The organism is Pseudotabrizicola formosa, assembly GCF_002900965.1.
Classification (GTDB): Bacteria; Pseudomonadota; Alphaproteobacteria; order Rhodobacterales; family Rhodobacteraceae; genus Pseudotabrizicola; species Pseudotabrizicola formosa.
The window spans coordinates 1,059,218-1,080,476 of record NZ_PJOM01000002.1; the positions used below are offsets into that span (position 1 = coordinate 1,059,218).

At 62.5% G+C, this 21,259-nt stretch carries 19 protein-coding genes; 8 read left to right on the plus strand and 11 right to left on the minus strand.

What is annotated here, in order from left to right:
* Positions 1 to 33 precede the first annotated feature (33 nt).
* Positions 34 to 594, plus strand: a complete 561-nt coding sequence (ilvN, locus tag CXR43_RS09020) for an acetolactate synthase small subunit (protein ID WP_103333643.1) — start codon at positions 34 to 36, stop codon at positions 592 to 594.
* Positions 595 to 679: 85 nt separating this feature from the next.
* Here the strand turns inward: ilvN and CXR43_RS09025 are convergent, their stop codons facing one another.
* The 3 genes from CXR43_RS09025 to CXR43_RS09035 all read right to left on the minus strand — a co-directional run bounded on the left by CXR43_RS09025 (position 680) and on the right by CXR43_RS09035 (position 3,969).
* The gene (locus tag CXR43_RS09025) at positions 680 to 1,456 is read right to left on the minus strand and encodes an enoyl-CoA hydratase-related protein (RefSeq protein ID WP_103333644.1); all 777 of its coding nucleotides are present in this window, start codon (positions 1,454 to 1,456) and stop codon (positions 680 to 682) included.
* A 66-nt stretch (positions 1,457 to 1,522) separates the two neighbouring features.
* A complete protein-coding gene (locus CXR43_RS09030; protein ID WP_103334146.1) occupies positions 1,523 to 1,993 on the minus strand; it encodes a cytochrome c-type biogenesis protein in 471 nt (156 codons plus the stop codon).
* A gap of 5 nt (positions 1,994 to 1,998) precedes the next feature.
* On the minus strand, positions 1,999 to 3,969 hold the full coding sequence (locus CXR43_RS09035) for a heme lyase CcmF/NrfE family subunit (RefSeq protein ID WP_103334147.1): 1,971 nt from the start codon (positions 3,967 to 3,969) through the stop codon (positions 1,999 to 2,001).
* A gap of 225 nt (positions 3,970 to 4,194) precedes the next feature.
* Here CXR43_RS09035 and CXR43_RS09040 point away from each other — a divergent pair, with 225 nt between their 5' ends.
* Positions 4,195 to 4,863: a GntR family transcriptional regulator gene (locus CXR43_RS09040; protein ID WP_210402069.1), complete on the plus strand. Its 669-nt coding sequence runs from the start codon at positions 4,195 to 4,197 to the stop codon at positions 4,861 to 4,863.
* 17 nt (positions 4,864 to 4,880) lie between these two features.
* Here CXR43_RS09040 and CXR43_RS09045 read toward each other — a convergent pair whose 3' ends face one another.
* The 4 genes from CXR43_RS09045 to CXR43_RS09060 form a co-directional block, all read right to left on the minus strand.
* The gene (locus CXR43_RS09045) at positions 4,881 to 5,297 is read right to left on the minus strand and encodes an allophanate hydrolase-related protein (RefSeq protein WP_210402070.1); all 417 of its coding nucleotides are present in this window, start codon (positions 5,295 to 5,297) and stop codon (positions 4,881 to 4,883) included.
* 77 nt (positions 5,298 to 5,374) lie between these two features.
* Complete coding sequence (locus CXR43_RS09050; RefSeq protein WP_103333647.1) at positions 5,375 to 6,433, minus strand: ABC transporter substrate-binding protein; 1,059 nt, start codon at positions 6,431 to 6,433, stop codon at positions 5,375 to 5,377.
* A 51-nt stretch (positions 6,434 to 6,484) separates the two neighbouring features.
* Positions 6,485 to 7,369, minus strand: coding sequence for an ABC transporter permease (locus CXR43_RS09055; RefSeq protein ID WP_103333648.1), 885 nt, complete (start codon positions 7,367 to 7,369; stop codon positions 6,485 to 6,487).
* Between the two features lie 15 nt (positions 7,370 to 7,384).
* Positions 7,385 to 8,149, minus strand: a complete 765-nt coding sequence (locus CXR43_RS09060; RefSeq protein WP_103333649.1) for an ABC transporter ATP-binding protein — start codon at positions 8,147 to 8,149, stop codon at positions 7,385 to 7,387.
* 495 nt (positions 8,150 to 8,644) lie between these two features.
* Here CXR43_RS09060 and CXR43_RS09065 point away from each other — a divergent pair, with 495 nt between their 5' ends.
* Genes CXR43_RS09065 through CXR43_RS09075 form a run of 3 tightly spaced genes read left to right on the plus strand, consistent with a single transcriptional unit; the run spans position 8,645 to position 14,368 of the window.
* Positions 8,645 to 11,686: a hybrid sensor histidine kinase/response regulator gene (locus tag CXR43_RS09065; protein WP_246831320.1), complete on the plus strand. Its 3,042-nt coding sequence runs from the start codon at positions 8,645 to 8,647 to the stop codon at positions 11,684 to 11,686.
* Positions 11,683 to 12,549 carry a CheR family methyltransferase gene (locus tag CXR43_RS09070; RefSeq protein ID WP_103333651.1) on the plus strand — a complete coding sequence of 289 codons (867 nt, stop codon included), beginning with the start codon at positions 11,683 to 11,685 and terminating at the stop codon, positions 12,547 to 12,549. Before CXR43_RS09065 ends, CXR43_RS09070 begins: the two co-directional genes overlap by 4 nt.
* Entirely contained in the window at positions 12,536 to 14,368 is a 1,833-nt protein-coding gene (locus CXR43_RS09075) for a response regulator (protein WP_103333652.1), read from the plus strand. The genes CXR43_RS09070 and CXR43_RS09075 overlap by 14 nt, the downstream gene beginning before the upstream one ends.
* A 23-nt stretch (positions 14,369 to 14,391) precedes the next feature.
* Here CXR43_RS09075 and CXR43_RS09080 read toward each other — a convergent pair whose 3' ends face one another.
* On the minus strand, positions 14,392 to 14,616 hold the full coding sequence (locus CXR43_RS09080) for a hypothetical protein (RefSeq protein ID WP_103333653.1): 225 nt from the start codon (positions 14,614 to 14,616) through the stop codon (positions 14,392 to 14,394).
* 434 nt (positions 14,617 to 15,050) lie between these two features.
* Here CXR43_RS09080 and CXR43_RS09085 point away from each other — a divergent pair, with 434 nt between their 5' ends.
* The 3 genes from CXR43_RS09085 to CXR43_RS09095 all read left to right on the plus strand — a co-directional run bounded on the left by CXR43_RS09085 (position 15,051) and on the right by CXR43_RS09095 (position 16,426).
* The gene (locus CXR43_RS09085; protein ID WP_103333654.1) at positions 15,051 to 15,236 is read left to right on the plus strand and encodes a hypothetical protein; all 186 of its coding nucleotides are present in this window, start codon (positions 15,051 to 15,053) and stop codon (positions 15,234 to 15,236) included.
* A gap of 290 nt (positions 15,237 to 15,526) precedes the next feature.
* On the plus strand, positions 15,527 to 16,003 hold the full coding sequence (locus CXR43_RS09090) for a nucleoside deaminase (protein ID WP_168219787.1): 477 nt from the start codon (positions 15,527 to 15,529) through the stop codon (positions 16,001 to 16,003).
* Positions 16,004 to 16,426, plus strand: a complete 423-nt coding sequence (locus tag CXR43_RS09095; RefSeq protein WP_103333656.1) for a VOC family protein — start codon at positions 16,004 to 16,006, stop codon at positions 16,424 to 16,426.
* Between the two features lie 75 nt (positions 16,427 to 16,501).
* Here CXR43_RS09095 and CXR43_RS09100 read toward each other — a convergent pair whose 3' ends face one another.
* From CXR43_RS09100 to CXR43_RS09110, 3 genes are all read right to left on the minus strand, one after another.
* Positions 16,502 to 18,163 carry an ATP-binding protein gene (locus CXR43_RS09100; RefSeq protein ID WP_103333657.1) on the minus strand — a complete coding sequence of 554 codons (1,662 nt, stop codon included), beginning with the start codon at positions 18,161 to 18,163 and terminating at the stop codon, positions 16,502 to 16,504.
* 405 nt (positions 18,164 to 18,568) lie between these two features.
* Positions 18,569 to 20,014 carry a UdgX family uracil-DNA binding protein gene (locus tag CXR43_RS09105; protein ID WP_103333658.1) on the minus strand — a complete coding sequence of 482 codons (1,446 nt, stop codon included), beginning with the start codon at positions 20,012 to 20,014 and terminating at the stop codon, positions 18,569 to 18,571.
* Complete coding sequence (locus CXR43_RS09110) at positions 20,014 to 21,243, minus strand: putative DNA modification/repair radical SAM protein (RefSeq protein ID WP_103333659.1); 1,230 nt, start codon at positions 21,241 to 21,243, stop codon at positions 20,014 to 20,016. Before CXR43_RS09110 ends, CXR43_RS09105 begins: the two co-directional genes overlap by 1 nt.
* Between the last annotated feature and the right edge of the window lie 16 nt (positions 21,244 to 21,259).

Consider the following 21,259-nt stretch of genomic DNA (forward strand, 5'->3'; position numbering starts at 1 on the left):
GATATTTGTGAACAGATAAGGAAGGGAGAGGCGATGTCGCCGCTCAATATCAAATCCGGTTCGTCCAGCCATTCGGCTTATGACCTGCGCGATCCCAATGCCGAGGTGATCGAGAGCCACACCCTGGCCGTGATCGTGGCGAACGAGGCCGGGGTTCTGGCCCGCGTCATCGGGTTGTTTTCAGGCCGTGGCTACAACATCGACAGCCTGACCGTGGCCGAGGTGGACCATACCGGGCATCTGAGCCGGATCACCATTGTCACCCGGGGCACGCCGCAGGTGATTGCGCAGATCAAGGCGCTGCTGGCGCGCATGGTGCCGGTGCATGACGTGCATGACCTGACCGAAGAAGGCCCCTCCGTGCAGCGCGAACTGGCGCTGTTCAAGGTGGCAGGCAAGGGCGAGCACCGGATCGAGGCGCTGCGGCTGGCCGAGATTTTCCGCGCCCATGTGGTGGATTCCACGCTGGAATCCTTTGTCTTCGAGATGACGGGCACGCCAGAGAAGATCGACAGCTTTGCCGAACTGATGCGCCCGCTTGGCTTGCGCGAAATTGCGCGGACCGGTGTGGCGGCCCTGTCACGCGGGCTCTGAGCCACTCCTGTCGCGCCGGGGGACTGCGTCGCAGTGCCCTGGCACGGCTCCCGGTCAAAGGAACAGCCGGCGCGGGGCCCGGGTGTCAGCGCCCCTCAAAGGCTGCGGGACGCTTGTCGAGGAAGGCCACGACACCTTCCATGAAGTCACGCGTCTGGCCGCAGGCACCCTGCAGCTGCGCCTCGAGCGCCAGTTGCGCCTCCAGATCATTGCTGAAGCTTTGCCGGAGCGCCTTCTTGACACCGCGATAGGCCACCGTCGGCCCGGTGGCCAGTGTTCGCGCCCGCGCGGCAATATGGGCAGGGAAATCCGCGTCCGGGACCGCTTCCCAGATCATGCCCCAGTCGGCGGCCTGCCGCGCGCTGATCCTGTCGGCAAACAGCATCGCCCCCATGGCGCGGGCAAACCCCACCTGACGCGGCAGCCAATAGGTGCCGCCGGCATCCGGCATCAGACCGATGCGAGTGAAGGCCTGAATGAAGCTGGCGCTTTCCGCCGCGATCACCACATCACAGGCCAGTGCCAGATTGGCCCCTGCCCCCGCCGCCGCACCATTGACCGCCGCAATGGTCGGCACCGGGCAGTCCATGAGGGCACGCAACAAGGGTTCGTATTCATCGCGCAGGGTGCGTTCCAGATCGATCTCGGCGATTTTCGCACGGTCCCCCAGATCCTGACCCGAGCAGAAGGCCCGCCCGGTGCCGGTCAGCACGATCACCCGTGCGGTTTTGCCGGCAAGGCGCAACGCATCGAGCACTTCGGCCCGCATCTGCGTGGACAGCGCATTCATGACCTCGGGCCGGTTCAGCGCCACTGTGGTGATGCCACCGTCTTCGGTGACGGAAATTGTCTGATACGTCATTCTGGCCCCCTCAGATCCGGTGCCAGACTACCGCCCCCGGCGCGCAAGAAAAGGCCAAACGCGGCGTCACTTGCCGATCAGATCCCGCAGCCGGGCCTGTTCGTCTGCGGTCAGCGCAGTTTCGGTCGCAGACTCTGTCGCCACCGGCTGACCGCGCCGGCGGATATAGACCAAGGCCCCCGCCGCCCCCAGAAGAAACACGCCCGGCCCGGCCAGCCACAGGATCAGGTTGGCGCCCTCGGCCCTGGGGTTGAACAGCACGAACTCGCCATAGCGGTCCACCACAAAGGCCAGCACCTCTGCATCGGTATCGCCCGCCATGATGCGTTCGCGCACCACCAGCCGCAAATCGCGGCTGATCGGCGCATTGGAATCGTCGATCGACTCGCCCTGACAGACCGGGCAGCGCAGATCGCGGCTGATGGCACGGGCCCGCGCCTCCAGCCCTGGATCGGCCAGCACCTCATCAGGTTGCACCGCTTGTGCCGAAGACACTGGGGCGACCGCGAGCAGCAGGACCAACAGGATGCGTTTCATGGCCATCATTCCGCCGGAACCGCCGCTCTGCGCCGGGATGCCCCCGCCGCCACGCGGTAGCGCCGGTCGGTCAGGCTGAGCAGGCCACCGAAGGCCATGATCAGACAGCCGCCCCACAGCCAGTTGGCAAAGGGCTCGATGTAGGAGCGCACCGCATAGCCGCCGCCATCCTGCGGATCACCGATCACCAGATAAATGTCGCGCAAGAAACCGTAGTCGATGGCGGCTTCGGTCGTGGGCATGCCCTGGACCGGATAGAAGCGCTTTTCGGGCGTCAGCACCGCCACCTCGGCCCCATCCCTGCGCACGACCATGGTGGCCATGGTGCTTTGGTAATTCGGGCCCTGCACCTCATCCACCGAAGTCAGAGTCACCTCATAAGGCCCCAGCGCATAGCTGCCGCCTTCGCGCACAATGCGGATGTCTTCGGTCTTCCACGCCAGCATGGCGCAGACGGCAAAGACCGTGATCCCCATGCCGGCATGGGCCGTGGCCTTGCCCCAGTCTGCCCGCGGCAACCGGCCCAGCCGCGCGATGCGGCCAGCCACGGCCCCGCGCCCCGTGCGGGTCCACAGGTCGAGCACTGCGCCCAGTACCACCCAGATCCCGAGGGCCACACCCACCGGACCCAGCGCCGTGCGCCCGGTCTGCATGGCCCAGGCCAAGGCTCCAAGCGCAAAGGCCAGCAGCATCGCCGGGATCAGCGGCCGCAACCCGCGCAGAAGCTCTCCCCGTTTCCACGGCATCATCGCGCCGATGGGCAGGATCACCGCCAGCGCCACGGCAAAGGGCGAAAACGCCGCGTTGAAGAACGGCTCGCCCACGCTGAGCGTGCGGCCAAAGAACAGTTCGGCCAGCAGCGGCCAGATCGTGCCGATGAACACCACAAAAGCCGCCACCGACAGCAAAAGGTTGTTGGCCACCAGCGCAGACTCCCGGCTGACCATGGCAAACAGTCCCTTCGCCTCCATCGAGCCTGCGCGAAACGCGAACAGGGTCAACGCGCCACCCATGAACACCGCCAGGATCAACAGGATGAACACGCCGCGTTCTGGATCATTGGCAAAGGAATGCACGGATGTGATCACGCCAGAGCGCACGATAAAGGTGCCGATCAGCGAAAACCCGAAGGCCATGATCGCCAGCAGAATGGTCCAGGCCTTCAGGCTTTCGCGCTTTTCCACCACGATGGCCGAATGCAGCAGGGCGGCAGCCAGCAGCCATGGCATGAAGGACGCGTTCTCGACCGGGTCCCAGAACCAGAACCCGCCCCAACCCAGTTCGTAATAGGCCCACCAAGACCCCAGGGCGATGCCGATGGTCAGGAAGATCCAGGCCGCAAGCGTCCATGGCCGCACCCAGCGGCCCCAGGCAGCATCCACGCGGCCCTCGATCAGGGCCGCCACCGCAAAGGAAAACGCCATGCTGAGGCCGACATAGCCAAGGTAGAGGAAGGGCGGATGGAAGGCGAGGCCCGGATCTTGCAGCAGAGGGTTGAGGTCCATCCCGTCCAGCGGCGGCACTTCCAGCCGCAAAAACGGGTTCGAGGTGAACAGCATGAACATCAGGAAGGCGACGCCGATCGACCCCTGCACCGCGATCACCCGCGCTTTCAAGGTTGGCGGCAGGTTGTCGCCGAACCAGGCCGCACAGGCCCCGAACAGCGCGAGGATCAGCGCCCAAAGCAGCAAGGACCCCTCATGATTGCCCCAGACGCCCGAAATCTTGTAGAGCATGGGTTTCAGGGTATGGGAATTCTGCACCACCAAGACCAGCGAAAAGTCTGAAGTGACAAAGGCATAGGTCAATGCCGCAAAGCTGGCCGCGATCAGCACGAATTGGATCATCGCCGCCGGTTCTGCCACCGCCATCAGCGCCGCGTTGCGCCGGTACGCCCCCCATAGCGGGACAACCGTCTGAACCAAGGCAACCGCCAGCGCCAGAACCAAGGCAAAGTGACCAAATTCAACGATCATGCGCATCTCCCACGTTCCGGTGCCATGATAGGCCGAATTTGCACCACACACCATGGGATGTGCGCCCGTGTCGCGGTCACGGTTGCGCGGGGCGGACCCGGGCGATGGATGCGCCCGCCGTCTGGCCGATCCTCGCCGCGCAGCGCATTGCCATGGACAGGGGAACGCCTGCGCGCTACGACACCTGCACTGCAATTGCATGCAACCCGTCAGGCCCCTGTGACCGTGAAACCCGCCAGCAAGAAACCGACTGCCACGGAGCGCATCCGCGCGACCTTGGCTGATGAAATCGTCCGCGGCGACATCGGCCCCGGTGTCATTCTGGACGAAGCCTCGCTGGCCGAGCGGTTTTCCGTATCGCGCACCCCCGTGCGCGAAGCGATCCGTCAGCTGGAAGCCATCGGTTTTGCCGAGGCCCGCCCGCATCGCGGGGCGGTGGTGCCGCATTTCACCCCGGAAAAGCTGACCGAGATGTTCACGGTGATGGCCGAGATGGAGGCGCTATGTGCCCGCTATGCCGCCGCCAATCCATCCCCTGCCTTGCGCGAGGCGCTGAAGGCGGCGCATCATGACTGTCGTCAGGTCGCGCAGAGCGGCGACATCACCGCCTATCAGGAGGCGAACCGCCATTTCCACGAGGCGATCTATACACTCAGCGGCAATGTCTTTCTGGCCGAAGTGACGCGCGGCGTGCGCAACCGCCTTGCCCCGTTCCGCAAGGCGCAGTTCAACCATACCGGACGGCTGATGGGGTCGATCACCGAACATGACATCATCGTAGAGGCGATCCTGAACGGCGATGGCGAGGCGGCGGCGCACCACATGCGCGACCATCTGCGCGTGGTACGCAATTCGGTCGGCAAGATCATGCAAGGTCTGGGCGTTGACGACTGACCCGATTAGCGGGGGCCTCAGGCCGCCGCTTCACTGGTCACAAACCCGCGCCAGCCTCCAAAGCTCGTAATGTCGCGGGCGGTGGTGACGGCAACCGCCTCGACCAGAAACCCCTTGGCACTGCTGCCATCTTCCAGCAGCACCGTGCCAATGCCAAGCGGCTGCGGGATGGCGGCGACAAAGGCCCCGAAAGCGGCCACATCCAGCGACCAGATCTCGACCTCGATCGCCGCGCCGCCCTCGGCCACCCGCAGGAGCCCCGGTTTGCGCGGCCCTCCCCCCGGCAGCTGATACAGCCGGTAGGTCGGTGCCGTGCGGGTTGGTGCCACCAGCTGCCCACCCAGATCGACCAGTTCGCGGTTCAGCGGCATCCCGCTCAGATGGGCGCCGACCACGATCAGATCTATGGTCGCATCAAGGGTCTTGTCTGTCACTCTGTGCCTCATTCACTGCTTGCTGTCTCTGCCGTCGCTCCGGCCCGAAGCTGATGTCCGGGCCGGAAGGTCACAGCTCAAGGAGCCTTTGCCGCTTCGATATCCAGACCGTCCCAGGCCTTCCTCACGACCTCGTCGCTCAGAAGATCGGCCAGATCGACCGGGCCCTGCAGCGCCTTCTGCTCGCCTTCGCCCAGTTGCAGATAGGTCATGTAGATATCCCAGGATGCGGGCAGGAAGGTGCCGTGCTGGGTCACCCCCTCGGGGGCCGTGTAATAGCTCTGCACCAGCGCCCAGAACTCGGCCGCCACCGGATTGTCCCCAAGCGATGCGGCGGCATATTTCGTCTTCAACAACTCAAAGGCCGCATCCGGGTTGGCCATGCCCCAGGCATGCCCTTTCAGCGTGGCGCGCACGAATTTGGTCAGCAGTTCGGGGTCTGAGGCAAAGGTTTCGGACCGCACGGCAAGCGCATCCCCCGGAAACGCCGCAATCGCCGCCGGGGTGATCGACCGTGTGGCAATGCCCTGTGCCGGGATCAGCAAAAGGTCGCGCTTGGCCCCGGCATAGGCCTGAATGCGGTCTTCATTGAACGACCGCACCGTGGTGGGGTCGCCCTCGCCCGCGATGACCAGCCGGACATCGCTGCCCTCGCTCAGCCCGCTTTCCACGATCGAGGCGCGCACCATCGGCACCTCGCCCCCGGCAAGATCGGATACGCCGATGGTCTTGCCCACCATATCGGCCATCGACTGCACCGGGCTGTCGGCAGGCACCACGATGTCAAAGGTATCGGGATAGTAGATCTGCATGATCGCCTTCAGCGGAAAGCCGCGCTGTGTGGTTTGCATGGTGGCGGCGGCCGAAAAGATGCCCCAGTCGGCATTGCCGGCCGCCAGCTGACGCGCGGCATCGGATGATCCCTTGGAATAGTTCAGGGTCACCTCCAGCCCTTCTTCGGCATAGAACCCTTTTTCCTGCGCCATGAAGATCGGGAACATCTGCGCGGTTGGCCCGCCCTGGGCTGTCACCCCGTTGAACGGGGTCAGCTCCTGCGCCTGCGCGCCCCCTGCGGTGACCAGCGCCACCAGAGCGGCCGCCCGGATCATGCGTCTTCCATCTGCGAATAGGGTCATTTCAGTCTCCGTTGGGTTTGGGGGAAACCGGGCCTTGCAGACCGGCGGATATCAAAGCTGGCTCCAGAAGATGATCCGGGCCTCAAAAGCCTCGATCAGATTGTAGATCACCAGTGTGAACAGCGAGAGCAGGATGATCAGCGAGAACACGCCCGCGATGTCGAGCTGGAAGTTCATCGCATAGATCAGATAGCCGATCCCGGCAGACGCCCCGACGAATTCACCCACGATCACGCCCAGCACGGCAAGCGTCCAGCACAGTTTGACCCCCGCCATCATGATCGGCAGCGCATTGGGCAACAAAAGGTAGCGGAAGGTCTGCCAGCGGCTGGCGGTCAGCGACCGCATCAGCTTCACCGCGTTGGGGTCCACACTGGACAGCCCGGTCAGGGTGTTCAGGAACATCGGGAAAAAGCACATCACCACCGAAATCGCGATCTTGGACGCCATGTCAAAGCCGAACCAGGTGATGAAGATCGGGGCCAACACGATCTTTGGCGGGGCCTGCAACGCCACCAGATAAGGGTAAAGCGTGGCCCGCACTGGCCCGAACATCGCCACCCCGATGCCAAGGATCACCCCGGCCAAAGCCCCGATCAGGAAACCCCAGAAAATCTCTTGCAGGGTCACCCAGGCATTGGGCCAGAAGTAATCCGCCGACATCACCCGCCCGGTGGCCCAGAACGTGTCCATCGGCGTGGGGATGATCAGCGCATGGACAAAGCCACCCATCGTAGCAATTGCCCAGACCGCGATGACAAACACCCCAAACCCCGCTGCCAAGGCGCGGTTGATCAGCACCTGTCGCTTTGCGTTGCGCCGTTCGGCCTCGATGAACGCGGCAACGGTGGCCTTGCGCGCGGCGGATGGACCGGAAGGATCACGCGGCAGCGCGGTGGGATTGAGGGCTACGGGTTCGATATGTGCCATGGTCATACTGTCACTCCAGGGTCAATGATCGACGCCCAGCATGCGCCGGATCTCGAAAACCAGTTCGGAATAGCGCGGGTCGCGCATCATTGCGGTGGTGCGGGGGCGTGGCAGATCGATCTCCACGATCCCTTCGAGCCGCCCCGGGCGCGGGGTCATCACAAACACCCGGTCCGACAGGAACACTGCCTCGCCGATGTTATGCGTGACAAAGATCACCGTCTTGCGGGTCTTTTCCCAGATCCGCAGCAGTTCCAGGTTCATCGTCTCACGCGTGAATTCATCCAACGCGCCAAAGGGTTCGTCCATCAGCAACATACGCGGATCATGCGCCAACAGCCGCGCCAGCCCCACCCGCTGGCGCATGCCGCCCGACAGCTCCCCCGGATAGCGGTCGCCAAAGCCGTTGAGGCCGACCATATCCAGCAATTCCTCGCTCCGCTGCGCCTGCTGCCGCTTGTCCAGCCCAAGGATGAGTCCGGGAAGCCGCACATTCTCGCGGATGCTGCGCCAGGGAAACAGCACCGAGGTCTGAAACATCATGCCGATATCGGCGCGCGGCGCGTCGTGATGCTTGCCCCCCACCACCAGCGTGCCTTCGGTCTTTGCCTCCAGACCGCCAAGGATCGAAAGCAGGGTTGACTTACCGCAGCCTGATGGCCCGACCAAAGAGATGAATTCGCCCTCTTCGATGTGAAACGACACATCATCCAGCGCAACCAGCGGCCCGGTGGCCGTGCCGTAAACCTTGCTCAGGTTCTGTCCCTGTATCAGACTTTGTGTCATCGCGTCATCCCTATTTGCATGCAATCATGAATGCAATTTGCCGAACCACAACGCTCTACCCCGCGCCCGCCGCAGGGAAAGCCGCGAAAAACCGTTGATGATCAAGATTTCAGCGCAAAACAGGCCTGCCTGACCACGCAAACGGCGTTTACAGCATATCTCCCCTTGCGAAGGACACCTTGCGCCATGTGATCTAGCGACAGGCTCAGCCGACCCTATGCGGCTTCGATCTGCGTCCCACAGTGCCGCACCCATCCCCCGCCCACAGGAAAATACGGGCGTAAAAAAATTCCCGGTTGCATGGAACATTTCTGGCAAATCTGCGTTAAGTGCTCGGCACCATGGCGCCTTGCGCTTTGGGTGCCTTTTATTTTGAGGACTGGACAGCCCGATATGCGGACCAATCTGGACACACGATTTGCGATCTCAGACCCTCGGGCATTCGTATCAATACTGGTCGTTGTCTCGCTGGTCGCGGTCTTTGTTCTGGACCTCATGTTCCCATTGGGAACGGCGGTCTGGCTGGGGTATTTCCTTCCTCTCGTCCTCAGTTTCGCCTCGTCGCGGTCGTGGCTGCCGGTGGCCATTTCTGTCACCGTCGCAATCGGGCTCTTGGTGGGGTTTGGTCTCGACCAGTTGGGCAGTGACCCTGCCGACATCGATTCCACCATAGCGGCCGCAAACCGGACCATGGCTGCCAGCGTCGGGTTCATCCTTGGCTGGGCCGGGCGCTATCTGATCAACAGTCGCAATCGTCTGGCCGAGGCAGATTGGGTGCAACAGGGGCAGGTGCAGCTGGCACGCGCGCTCCAAGGCGATCTGACATTGGAAAAGCTGGGCGCACAGGTGCTTGGCAACCTGGCCGAAAAGCTGGATGCGCGGGCCTGTGTGATCTATGTCCGACAAGGGCGCACCTTCGAGCGGATCGGTCATTGGGGCGGCGACGGGCAGGCCCTTCCCCAGACTGTTCCCGAAGATGGGGGCCACCTGTCGCGCGCGATCCAGACCAACAGCATCATCACCCTGACGGCACCACCGGAAACTGCGCTCGGCTGGGGCTCGGGGCTGATGCGGGGCAAGGCGGCCCATACCGTCATCATTCCCACCCATGACGGCATTTCCTGCAACGGGGTGATCGAGATCGGTCTCGACAACCTGCCGGCCGAATACCACCAGCGCCTGCTGGAACGGGTTGGCGAAAAGGTTGGTGTCGGCATCCGTTCGGCGCAATATCGCGCCCAATTGCAGCAACTTCTGGAAGAAAGCCGCCGTCAGACCGAAGAACTGCGCAGCTATAGCGAAGAACTGGCTTCCACCAACGAAGAGCTGGAAGAACAGACCCGCGCCTTGCAGCAAAGCCAGCAACTTCTGGAACATCAGCAGTCAGAACTGGAAAGCCAGAACGCCCAGCTTGAAAGCCAGACACAACTGCTGGAAGAGCAGCGCAATGCCCTGGTCCAGTCGCGCAAGTCGCTGGAGGAACAGGCCAAGACGCTGGAACGCGAAAGCCGCTACAAATCGGAATTCGTCGCCAATATGTCGCATGAATTGCGCACGCCGCTGAATGCGCTGCTGATCATGTCACGGCTTCTGGCCGAAAACCGTGGCCGGACGCTGACTGCCGAACAGGTGCGTTGGGCGCAGACCATCGAAAGTTCGGGGCAGGATCTGCTGACCCTGATCAACGACATTCTGGATCTGTCCAAGATCGAGTCAGGCAAACTGGACGTGATCCGCGCCGAGGTGGACCCGCAATCGGTTGTGCGCAAGCTGATGCGCGGGTTTGAGGTGCAGGCACGCTCAAAGGGCCTGCAGTTGACAGCCGAGGTCGCGCCGGGGGTCGGGACTTTCTACACCGACATCAACCGCTTGGAGCAGGTTCTGCGCAACTTTCTGTCGAACGCGCTGAAATTCACCGATCGTGGCCGGGTGTCGCTGCACATTGCGCCCGCAGAAAGCGGAATTGCCTTTTCAGTGCAGGATACCGGCATCGGGATCGCCGAGGCCGAGCAGGAGGCGGTCTTCGATGCTTTCCGCCAGGCGGATGGCACGATTTCGCGCCGCTACGGCGGTACGGGCCTTGGCCTGTCGATCTCGCGTGAGCTGGCAGATCTTTTGGGCGGCAGCATCGCGCTTGCCAGCACCCCCGGAAAGGGCAGCACCTTTACCCTGACCATCCCGCGCGACCTGCCCGCCCGTGGCGAACAGACCCGCGGCATCGGCGTCAGCGAGGCGGTGACCAGGCCTTCCCCGTCCTTTGCCCCCGCAACGACGACAGGCGTCACAAAAGCCCCCCATCTGACACCCCTGCCGGGAGTCACCGACGACCGCGACACGATTTCCACTGGAGACCGTATCATGCTGGTGGTCGAGGATGACACCGCCTTTGCGCAAGTGATGACCGACCTTGCCGCCGAGCTTGGGTTCAAATGCCTGTGCGTGGGCCGCGCCGATGAGGCGGTGGCGGCCGCGCGGTTTTACCTGCCCCATGCCATCGTGCTGGACGTGGGCCTGCCCGACCATTCCGGCTTGTCGGTGCTTGATCAGCTCAAGCGCGATCTGGCGACGCGCCACATCCCGGTGCACATGGTCTCTGCCGAAGATTACACTGTCGAGGCGCTGTCCCAGGGTGCCATCAGTTATATGATGAAACCGGTTCAGCGCGACGAGCTGGCACAAGCCATCCAACGGTTGGAGCAACGGCTGGAACAACGTGTGCGGCGTGTGCTGATCGTCGAGGATGATCCGGCGCAGCTGGAAGGGCTCAAGGCCCTGCTGGGCAACAGCGAAGTTGAAACCGTTGGTGCCCCGACGGCAGCCGAGGCCCTGGCGGTGTTCCGCAGTCAGCCGGTGGATTGCATTGTTCTGGACATGACCCTGCCGGATGCAACCGGATTTGACCTGCTGGAAATGCTCGATTCCGATGATGATCCCAGCTTTCCACCGGTGATCGTCTATACCGCGCGCTCCCTGTCCGAGGCCGAGGAACAGCGCCTGCGGCGTCATTCCAAATCCATCATCATCAAGGGGGCCAAATCGCCCGAACGGCTGATCGATGAGGTGACCCTGTTCCTGCATCAGGTGGTGTCCGATCTGCCAGAGCGGCAGCGCGAAATGCTGGCCGCTTCGCTGAACCGTGATTCCATGCTGGAGGGGCGACGGATTCTGGTGGTCGAGGATGACATCCGCAATGTCTATGCCCTGACCGGCATCTTCGAGCCGCATGGCGCTACCGTGCAGATCGCCCGCAACGGGCGCGAAGCTCTGGACGTGCTGGGCCGCATTGCAGACGGGGCGCAGCCAAAGATCGATCTGGTGCTGATGGATGTCATGATGCCCGAGATGGATGGCATGACCGCCACACGCGAGATCCGCAAGATCGACCGCTGGAAACACCTGCCCATCATCATGCTGACCGCCAAGGCCATGGCCGATGACCAGAACCAGTGCCTTGCCGCTGGGGCCAATGACTATCTGTCCAAACCGCTCGATGTGGACAAGCTGTTGTCGCTGACCCGGGTCTGGATGCCGCGATGACCCCTGCCGCCGTGCCCGTCCCCGCCCCGGAAGAGGTGGAGCTGGATCTGTTTCTTGAAGCGCTCTACCGGCTCTACCACTACGATTTCCGCTCTTATTCCCGCGTTTCGCTGCACCGGCGCGCCGGTGTGGCCTGTGAACGGCTGGACTGCGCCACGCTGTCAGATCTGCAAGGGCGCCTGTTGCGGGAACCTGATGTGCTGCCCGCCGTCATTGATGCCATGACCGTGCAGGTCAGCGAGGTGTTTCGCGATCCGGCCTATTATCTGTCCTTGCGCCGCGAGGTCATCCCGCATCTGAGCACCTTTCCGTCGCTGAAGGTCTGGGTGGCCGGCTGCGCCGATGGCGAGGAACTGTATTCGCTGGCGATCCTGTTCCGCGAAGAAGGGCTGTTCGACCGCACCTTGTTCTACGCCACAGAAATCAACCGCCGTGCCTTGGCCAAGGCCGAAGCCGGCATCTACGACATGGACCGCATGGCCCAGTTTTCACAAAACTATCAGCAAGCCGGCGGCCGGGCCTCACTGTCCGACTATTACACTGCCGCCTATGGCCGTGCCGCCTTTGACCGCAGTCTGCGCAGCAAAACCGTGTTCACCGAACACAATCTTGCAACCGATCAGGTGTTTTCCGAAGTTCATCTTGTGTCCTGCCGCAATGTGCTGATCTATTTTGACAGTACCCTGCAGGACAGGGCTTTGGGTCTGTTCGCCGGGTCACTGGCCCGCGGTGGATTCCTGGGCCTAGGGTCGCATGAAACGCTGCGCTTTTCTGCCTATTCAAATCTGTTCTCTGCGTTCGACGAGTCTCAGCGCATTTGGCGCCGCACCGCGCGGCAAGAGGGTGATCATGCCAGACAATGACGTTCGCTACCTGTTGGTCGACGATATCAGGGAAAATCTGGTCGCACTCGAGGCTTTGCTGCGTCGCGATGGTCTGGACATCCACACGGCACAATCCGCGGCACAGGCGTTGGAGCTGATGCTGGTCAACGATTATGCGTTGGTCTTTCTGGATGTGCATATGCCCGACATCGACGGCTACGAACTGGCCGAGCTGATGCGCGGAGCCGAGCGGACGCGCAGGTTGCCGATCATTTTCGTGACCGCATCCGACATGGACGAAACCCGCCGCTTTCGCGGCTATGAGGCGGGGGCGGTCGATTTCATCTTCAAGCCGATTGATCCTGTCATCCTCAGATCCAAGTCCGAGGTGTTTTTTCAGCTGGGACGGCAGGCGCTTGATCTGGCGCGGCAGCGGGACCAGATGCGCGCCATTGCCCTGCACCGCGATCAGGCCATGGCGCGGCTGAAAGCCCATGCCGACAATTCCCCGCTGGCGACCATCGAGATGGACTGCTCCTTGAACCTGCGGGTCTGGTCGCAGGGTGCCGAGCGCATCTTTGGCCACAAGGCGCGGGACATGTTGGGAAAGCCGGTGGAAGGCAGCGGCTGGCTGTCGCAAGAGACCATCCAGATCTTGCGGGGCTGGATTGCGGAGGATGACGGTCGGGACGCCGCACCCCGCTATACCACGGAAGCCATTGCCTTCCATGCGGATGGCCGCGAAATTGCGTGCGAGTTTTATGCCTCTTCGCTGTGCGAACCGGAAGGGCAGCACAGGTCGCTGACCCTGCAGGTGCTCGACATCACCGAACGCCGTCAGGCTGAGGCCATGCGCTCGCTGCTGATCGGCGAGCTGAACCACCGCATCAAGAACACTCTGGCCAATGTGCAGGCCATCGCGCGTCAGACCCTGCGCCAGTCAGCCGGTTTGGCGGATTTTGACCGCAGTTTTTCCGGCAGGCTTCAGGCGCTGGCGCGCGCGCATTCCATCCTGTCCGATGCCACCTGGTCCAGCGCGCCGCTGGATGATCTGATCGAGGATCAGATCAAGGCCGGAACGCTGGACGGCGACAGGCTGCGACGGTCCGGGCCAAAGGTACAGATTTCACCGGAAAACATGCTGCGGCTTGCGCTGACCCTGCATGAGCTTGGCACCAACGCGCAAAAATACGGTGCTCTGTCGCAGCCCGGCGGCGAGATTCATCTGACCTGGCACTGCGAAGGGGAAGGGTTGGTGCTGCAATGGCAAGAGCGCGGCGGGCCCAGCGTCACCCCGCCGGTTCGCAAGGGCTTTGGCCATACCCTGATCGGCGCAAGCGCAGGCGGTCAGGATGGCAGCGTCGACGTGGACTGGCAGCGCGAAGGTGTGGTCTGGACCATACGCCTGAGCCAAGGCGTCACACCCGTTACCGCGCAAACACCGGTGCCAAAGACACAGGCACCGGTCCACGTGAGCGAAGAATCTCTGGTGGGTCGACGGATTCTGATGATTGAAGACGAACCGCTTGTCGCCCTTGATCTGACCTTCGAGTTGGAAGAGGTCGGGGCCGAAGTGGTTGCTGTTGCCCGTACCCTGCGCGACGCGCTGCGCGAGGCACAGGACCAGATGGTGGATCTTGCCTTGCTCGACGGCAATCTGGGCGGCGAAAAGGTGGATGCTGTCGCTGAAATTCTCAGCCAGCGGGGAATCCCGTTCTGCTTTGTATCAGGGTATGGTCCCGAACACCTGCCTGCAGGTTTTCAATCCGTTCCCATCGTGCAAAAGCCGGTCGATCCGACGAAATTGCTGTCTGTACTGCAACAGATCAGTGTCCCCCGCGTCGCTGAGGTAATCTGACACCGGGTCAGGTGCGTGGCGCGTTACCGATCGCGCGGCTCAGGCTCCTGGCCCTGTGCCGACCGCGACCGATCCATCGGAGCCAGCGACTGCAAGGCAATATCAAGGTCTGACTGGAACACCGACTGCAGCCGTGCGGCATTGCTTTTGGCATGTGTCGACAGGTTTATCTTGCCGATGACGGAATTGTCTTCCAGGGCCTGGGCCAGCTGCTGGATGAATGGATCTGGTGGGATCACCTTGGGCATGTCACGCTCCCGAAACTCATAAAAAACTCTACAACTGCAAAAACTCAGCAAAACACGCGGCGCTTTTCAACCTATGGCACCCCGCCGAGACTTTCGTGAAACAGTGGCACAAGGACCGCTGCTACGGTCCGACGAAAGCTGATGGAAATCAGAAACCTTTCCCCCCTCATGCCTCCGCTTCACCGGGCCTCTTTCCTCTTATACTGCACCATTCCCCTTATCTGTTTAAAATCAATTTATAGCATGACGGCCCTCGCAGGAACAGGTTCGGAATGTACCTGGCTGTGAAGCGATCTGCCCGCGCCTCTGCCAGCAGGGCTGTTTCCTATGGCACCAGACGGCGTCCAACGGCGCTCCTCATCGCAAAGGGCAGCTCAATCGGTGGGAACGTAACCCTGCGCCGTTCGTTGAACGCTAAGCAATAGGAGCCGAGCATGTCACAGAAAGTACCCTCAAACGAGGCCTTGCGGACCAAGGATGGGCTGCTTGACCAGCGCAAGCAGCAGATCGATCCTGCGGGCCAGCATCGGGATGATCCGAACGACGGCGCCAAGCGCTCGCAAAAACAACCGGGGCAGGATCTGCGCGATCCGCAGCGGGACGATGGCAATGCCGAATAGTCCTGACGCCGCCAAGCAAAAGCGCCCTCCCCCGCCAGAGCGTCAGAACGCACAAGGTGACCATGAAGGCTCGGCCCATGGTCCGGATGAATTTGATGCGATAAACCCGCAAACGCAGGGCGGTGAGGCCGGCAAAGCTGATCAACCTCGGAACAGGCCTGCGACCAAAGCATGACATAGCCGTGCCTGCTTTCGCACAGCGGACCCCGCGACAGCACGAGTTGCGGCCTGATACCGTCCGCCGTGCAAAAGCTGCACAGCCGCCACCAGCCCCTTACGGAGACGTCATGATGCCAGAGTCCACCCCAGTTCCCGTCAGCCCGACGGAACACACTGCCCTTGTCGAAGCAGCGCAGCGCGCGCTTGCGGCCCGGGACCAAAGCGGCAAATCCGGGATCGCCGCGGCAATACTGCGCGACGGCCAGACCATCGCAGAGGCCGAAAACGAGGTGCATTTGCAAGGCGACCCTACCCGGCATGCCGAAATGGTAGCCATCGCGCGCGCCGCCGAAGTGCTTGGCACGACAGATCTCAAGGGCTGCGTCATGATCTCCACCCTGCAACCCTGTGAAATGTGTCTGGCGGCGATGCGCTTTGCCGGCATACGCCGGGTGATCTTTGCGGCAACGCAAGGGCGCGTCGCGGCAAAATACTTTGCGTTCCCGCACCTGAGCCTTGACGACTTTCGCCATGGGGACGACTTTGACGCCATCGGCGGGGTCTGCGAGGATCTGGTGCTGCACCTTTATGCCACCGGAGAGGAATAGATGCCGGCCCCAGCCCTGCTGCGCATTCTGGAAACCGCGCTTTACGTCAGCGACCTTGACCGGGCAGCCGCGTTTTACGAAGGCGTCATGGGCCTGTCCTGCCTGCACGCGGATGACCGGATGCGGGCCTATCAGGTTAACGGGGTCAGCGTTCTGTTGCTGTTTCTGCGCGGTGCGACAACACAACCGGTTCAAACCGGCGGCGGCCTGATCCCACCGCATGATGCCACGGGCCAGATCCACATGGCTTTTGCCATCACAGCGGAAACCTTGCCGTCATGGCGCGACCATCTGGCGCAGCATGACGTGCCGATCGAAGGCACATCCGATTGGCGGCGCGGCGGCCACAGCCTGTATTTCCGCGACCCGGATGGCAATCTGCTGGAAGTGGCAACCTTACCGGGCCTTTGGCAGGGGTTCTGACGCAGTCGCGCGGCGCTGCCCGCCCCCAACAGGGAACCGGTGACGCTTCAACAGAAATGGTCATCCAACCAAGGCTCAGGATTGCGGCTGGCGGTCGCTCACCGCGACCGGCAAGACATGGTCACGCACCGCACGGGTAATTTCCCCCATCTGGATCGGCTTGCAGATCACATCGTCAAAACCACTGCTGCGATAGGAGGTGATCTGTCCCGGCTGAGAATTGGCGGTGACCGCGACCAGCGGCACAGGCGGCAAGCTCTGCTCCTCTTCGGCAGCCCGGATTTCCAACGCCGCCGTAACACCATCCATTCGCGGCATCGAGATATCCATGAACACTGCCGTGAAGCATCCTTCGCGGACCTTTTCCAGGGCTTCCAATCCATCGCGCGCGGTGTCGACAACCAGCCCGAGCCGTTCCAGCATCGCCTTGATCACAAGCAGATTGGCCGCGTTATCATCCACGGCAAGCACCGGCAGACCGGCCACAGCCTCCAGCGTCTGGGACTCTTGCGGGGCCGCAGGCCCATCCACCATCTGCAGGGGCAGTTCGACCCGAAACTCTGTCCCCTTGTTCTCGACGCTGGACACGGAAATGGTGCCCCCCATCGCGGTGACCAGATGCTTGACGATCGACAGGCCAAGACCGGTGCCGCCAAAGCGTTGCGAAATCGTTGCATCCGCCTGTCCGAAGGGCGTGAACAAGGACTCCGCAGCCTCCGGTGCCATGCCAATGCCGCTGTCGCTGACCGTCACCCGGAACGGACGGCCCGGCACACAGCTGAACCTGACGGCAACCGTCCCGGTCTCGGTAAACTTGATCGCGTTGCTGACAAGGTTCTGCAGGATCTGATTGATCCGCATCTCATCCCCCATCCACAAGGCCCCGGCCCCCGGATTGGACATGACCTCCAATGTCAGGCCCTTCTGGTCCGCCACATCGAAATAGACAGTGTCAAGCCTGTTGGCCAGATCCAGAGGGCGGAACGGAGCCGGGTTGAATTCCATCTTGCCGGCTTCGATCTTGGACAGATCCAGTAGATCATTAAGCAGTTGCAGCATCACATCGCCAGAGTCGATGATCGCCTGAACCCTGCCTTGATGGACCGGATCGACCAGATCCTGCGCCAAAACCTGTGCCAAGCCCATCACACCATTCAAGGGCGTGCGCACCTCATGCCCGACTGACGCCACGAACTTCGCCCGAGCCTCGGATTCGCGGCAGGCTTGCGCCATGGCCAGATCCCTGTCCTGCACGGCTTTGATCAGCAGGATCTGCTCATCCACCATGGCGGCGAGTTCCGCGATCAGCGATTGCTCTTCGGGTGTCCAGCTGCGCGGCACGCTGTTGAACACACAAAGCGAACCGATCGGCGCACCGGAAGGTTCGTGAATCGGAACACCGAGGTAGGAGATCACCCCAAGCTTTTCCACGGCGGGATGCTCTGCGACGCGGTCATCGGTGCGGGCGTCGGCGATGACCAGAGGTCCATCTGCGTCGCGTACCAATTTGCAAAACGACTGGCTCAACGGCGTTGCGCGTTGGCTTTGCAGCGGTTCCTTCACGCCATTCGCACTGCGAAAGAACTGCCGGTCCGCTTCATCATCGATCACCGACATCACCGATGCTTCGGCGGCCAGAATAAGTCGTGCAAGGCGCGTCTGCCGGTCGAACCCTTCGTGGGACGTACCGTTGAGCAAACCAAGCGACGCCAGTGTTTTGCTTGTAATATGCAGCATGGTATCCCTCTCGACCCAATAGGCAGGCAGCGCCCGCCACGGGCCTGCACCCGTCGGATCCGTTTCCGGTGGCAATCATGTGTGGCCTGAACATCCGATGGATATTCAGCTCATTCGTGAGCAGCACCGTCCGGCACCGCACATTTTTCCGGCAGGCAAGCTGCCATGGGCTGCGCGCCGTTGCTCCACGACACAGACAGATGAAGCGGTCCTGACCAGAAAAGCGGGCAGGGTTCAACCACACAGGTCCTTTGCAAAGAAAATAACGCCTAAAATAATCCAGCGTTCCCGCAAAAATGTCACATAATTGTGATCACACTTGCGGCGGTTGCTGCGCAGCTTGCTGCGATTTGGTCAGATCGCAGGACGCAGGTGCCACATCCCGCATCAACACGGGAAACCTCCCTACCGGCTTCCTGCCGCGATCTGCAGGGCAAGCCGCAGATCATCTGTCAGCTGTGTTTCCGCGCGCACCTGTGCCGCTCGGTCGGGCAAGCGCAGACAGTAGGAGGGATGCAGGGTGATCAGCACCGGGCTGCCGTCCGCTGTCGTTTCCAACCTGCCCCGACGGGAGGTCAGACGCGTGCCATCTCCGGTCAGCGCCGCGGCGGCAGTCGCCCCCATCGCAACCAGAAGCCCCGGCTTCACGGCCTGCCGCTCAAGATCCAGCCACCAGCGGCACAGAGAGATTTCATCCTGGGTCGGGCGCTCATGCAGCCGACGCTTGCCACGCGGTTGAAACTTGAAATGCTTGACCGCGTTCGTAACGTAGACCTTCGCCCGGTCCAGCCCTGCCGCTGTGGCGCAGCGGTCAAATACCTGCCCCGCCGGCCCGACAAAGGGCCGCCCGGCCAGATCTTCCGCATCGCCGGGCTGTTCTCCGACAATCATCAGCGGGGCATGGCGCGGCCCCTCGCCCGGCACGCCCTGCGTGGCGCAGGCCCCGATCGGACAGCGTCGGCAGGCATCAAGGGCGGGCTTCAGATCCTCCAGACCGACGTCAGCCGTCAGCGCGGGACGCTGCGGCCGCAGCCTTGCAACATGGGCAAGCTCCAGCGTCGGCATCGCCTCCTGCATCCCCCGTGCCCGCGCGGGGGCGGCCCGGATCATATCGGGGATCAATGCGGCTTCGGGCAGGTTCTTCCAGTATTTCTTCGGCATCTCTGACGTCATCGCCGACACCATCAGCCGGGCTGGATTGAAGATGCTGGCGAAATAGGTGCACCACAATTTCTCTGTCGCATCTTCGGGTGGCGGGGCGTGATGGGCGGTTGGCGCGAAGGTCAGCAGACCGTCTTCAAACCGGGCGGTCAGCGACGGGGTGGCAATCACCCAGTCCATATCGCCAAACCGTCTGGCAAAGAACGGCGCGGCGGCTTCGACGATGGCATGTTCGGGTTCAAACCAGGCCGCAAAGGCCCGCCGTGTTGCATCGGGCGGCGTGACATCGCGGAAGCGGACGAAAGCGTGCATCTTGTGGATGTCGCGCCGCACCGCCTTTTCCTGGTCCAGCAAGCGTCGCAAAGGCGCATCCGACCTGTCCCCCCAGCGCAACGCCTTGCCAAACAGCCGCAGGGCGAGGGCATAGGCGCGGGCAAAGCGCTGCGGATCAGAATGGCACAACGCCGTTTCGATCGCGCCGATCACTTCGCGCGGCAGGGTCAGCGGTGGGACCGAGGGGTCCGGCACCGGGCCGTCCCCACCGGGCGGATCTGCCGCAAACAGATCTGCCCCGCCCTCCCCCACCTGCCACAGCACCGCCTCTGGCGGCACCGACCTGCGCGCAAGCTGGCGAACATGACCGCGCCACGCGGCAACCGTTCCGATCAGCGGCAGCCGGATCACGCGCATCAGAACAACGACAGCTGCTCGGGCGGCGGTGCAAAGCGCGCCCGCAGATTTTCGTCATCCGTCAGCGCGCGGGGCGACCAGCCCGGCAGCGAGATGAACGGCTGCGCATGACGCAACACGCAGCCAAGCGGGATCAGATCCTCATAGCGCAGGCTGCGGTGTTTGCGCGCCGCCAGCATGCGGTCCACCGACCTTGGGCCAAAACCGGGCACGCGCAACAGCATCTCGCGCGGGGCCTTGTTCACATCGACAGGAAAGCTCTGCCGGTTCGCAATCGCCCAGGCCAGTTTCGGATCGATCGCCAGATCCAGCATCCCGGATTTCGGCGCGATTTCATCATGGGTGAACCCGTAAAAGCGCATCATCCAATCTGCCTGATACAGCCGGTGTTCCCGCATCAACGGCGGCCGGATCAGCGGCAACAGACGCGAACTGTCAGGGATAGGAGAAAACGCCGAATAATAGACCCGCCCCAGCCTGTACGCGCCATAGAGCTGCGAGGCCGTGCCCAGGATCTGCCCATCCGTGGCACTGTCCGCCCCGACGATCATCTGCGTCGACTGTCCCGCCGGCGCAAAGCGGCTGGCCTTCTTGCCGCCATGGCTGACATCGCGCGCCGCCTCGCGCCGGCTGCGCACATCGGCCATCGCCCGCCGGATGGTCTGCGCCGATTTTTCGGGGGCAAGGGCGGTCAACGCGGCCTCTGTCGGCAGTTCCACATTGATCGACAGCCGGTCCGCCCATTTGCCCGCCGCCTCGATCAGCTCGGGCGCAGCATCAGGGATGGTCTTGAGGTGAATATAACCACGAAAATTCTCGCGCTCCCGCAGGGTCTGGGCGATGCGCACCATATCGGCCATCGTGTCATCGGGGGACCGGATGATGCCCGATGACAGGAACAGACCCTCGATATAGTTGCGGCGATAGAATTCGACGGTCAGCTGCACCACCTCATCCACCGTGAAGCGCGCCCGCTGAACGTGGCTGGACACCCGATTAACGCAATAGACACAGTCATAGATGCAGAAATTCGTCATCAGGATCTTGAGCAGCGAAATGCAGCGCCCGTCCGGGGCATAGGCATGGCAGATCCCCGCACCGCCCGATGACCCAAGGCCTTTTCCATCGCCGGAATTGCGCTTTTCACCGCCCGATGATGCGCAGGACGCATCGTATTTTGCGGCATCGGCAAGAATTGCCAGTTTGTCCTGAAGTGTCCTTTGCGCCATGCGCCCTGTATATGTT

Excerpts from the sequence above, each read along its gene's own strand:
- ilvN (WP_103333643.1), top strand. The coding sequence starts at position 34 with ATGTCGCCGCTCAATATCAAATCCGGTTCGTCCAGCCATTCGGCTTAT.
- CXR43_RS09025 (WP_103333644.1), bottom strand. The coding sequence starts at position 1,456 with ATGACGTATCAGACAATTTCCGTCACCGAAGACGGTGGCATCACCACA.
- CXR43_RS09030 (WP_103334146.1), bottom strand. The coding sequence starts at position 1,993 with ATGAAACGCATCCTGTTGGTCCTGCTGCTCGCGGTCGCCCCAGTGTCT.
- CXR43_RS09035 (WP_103334147.1), bottom strand. The coding sequence starts at position 3,969 with ATGATCGTTGAATTTGGTCACTTTGCCTTGGTTCTGGCGCTGGCGGTT.
- CXR43_RS09050 (WP_103333647.1), bottom strand. The coding sequence starts at position 6,433 with ATGACCCTATTCGCAGATGGAAGACGCATGATCCGGGCGGCCGCTCTG.
- CXR43_RS09055 (WP_103333648.1), bottom strand. The coding sequence starts at position 7,369 with ATGACCATGGCACATATCGAACCCGTAGCCCTCAATCCCACCGCGCTG.
- CXR43_RS09060 (WP_103333649.1), bottom strand. The coding sequence starts at position 8,149 with ATGACACAAAGTCTGATACAGGGACAGAACCTGAGCAAGGTTTACGGC.
- CXR43_RS09065 (WP_246831320.1), top strand. The coding sequence starts at position 8,645 with ATGTTCCCATTGGGAACGGCGGTCTGGCTGGGGTATTTCCTTCCTCTC.
- CXR43_RS09070 (WP_103333651.1), top strand. The coding sequence starts at position 11,683 with ATGACCCCTGCCGCCGTGCCCGTCCCCGCCCCGGAAGAGGTGGAGCTG.
- CXR43_RS09075 (WP_103333652.1), top strand. The coding sequence starts at position 12,536 with ATGCCAGACAATGACGTTCGCTACCTGTTGGTCGACGATATCAGGGAA.
- CXR43_RS09080 (WP_103333653.1), bottom strand. The coding sequence starts at position 14,616 with ATGCCCAAGGTGATCCCACCAGATCCATTCATCCAGCAGCTGGCCCAG.
- CXR43_RS09085 (WP_103333654.1), top strand. The coding sequence starts at position 15,051 with ATGTCACAGAAAGTACCCTCAAACGAGGCCTTGCGGACCAAGGATGGG.
- CXR43_RS09090 (WP_168219787.1), top strand. The coding sequence starts at position 15,527 with ATGCCAGAGTCCACCCCAGTTCCCGTCAGCCCGACGGAACACACTGCC.
- CXR43_RS09095 (WP_103333656.1), top strand. The coding sequence starts at position 16,004 with ATGCCGGCCCCAGCCCTGCTGCGCATTCTGGAAACCGCGCTTTACGTC.
- CXR43_RS09100 (WP_103333657.1), bottom strand. The coding sequence starts at position 18,163 with ATGCTGCATATTACAAGCAAAACACTGGCGTCGCTTGGTTTGCTCAAC.
- CXR43_RS09105 (WP_103333658.1), bottom strand. The coding sequence starts at position 20,014 with ATGCGCGTGATCCGGCTGCCGCTGATCGGAACGGTTGCCGCGTGGCGC.
- CXR43_RS09110 (WP_103333659.1), bottom strand. The coding sequence starts at position 21,243 with ATGGCGCAAAGGACACTTCAGGACAAACTGGCAATTCTTGCCGATGCC.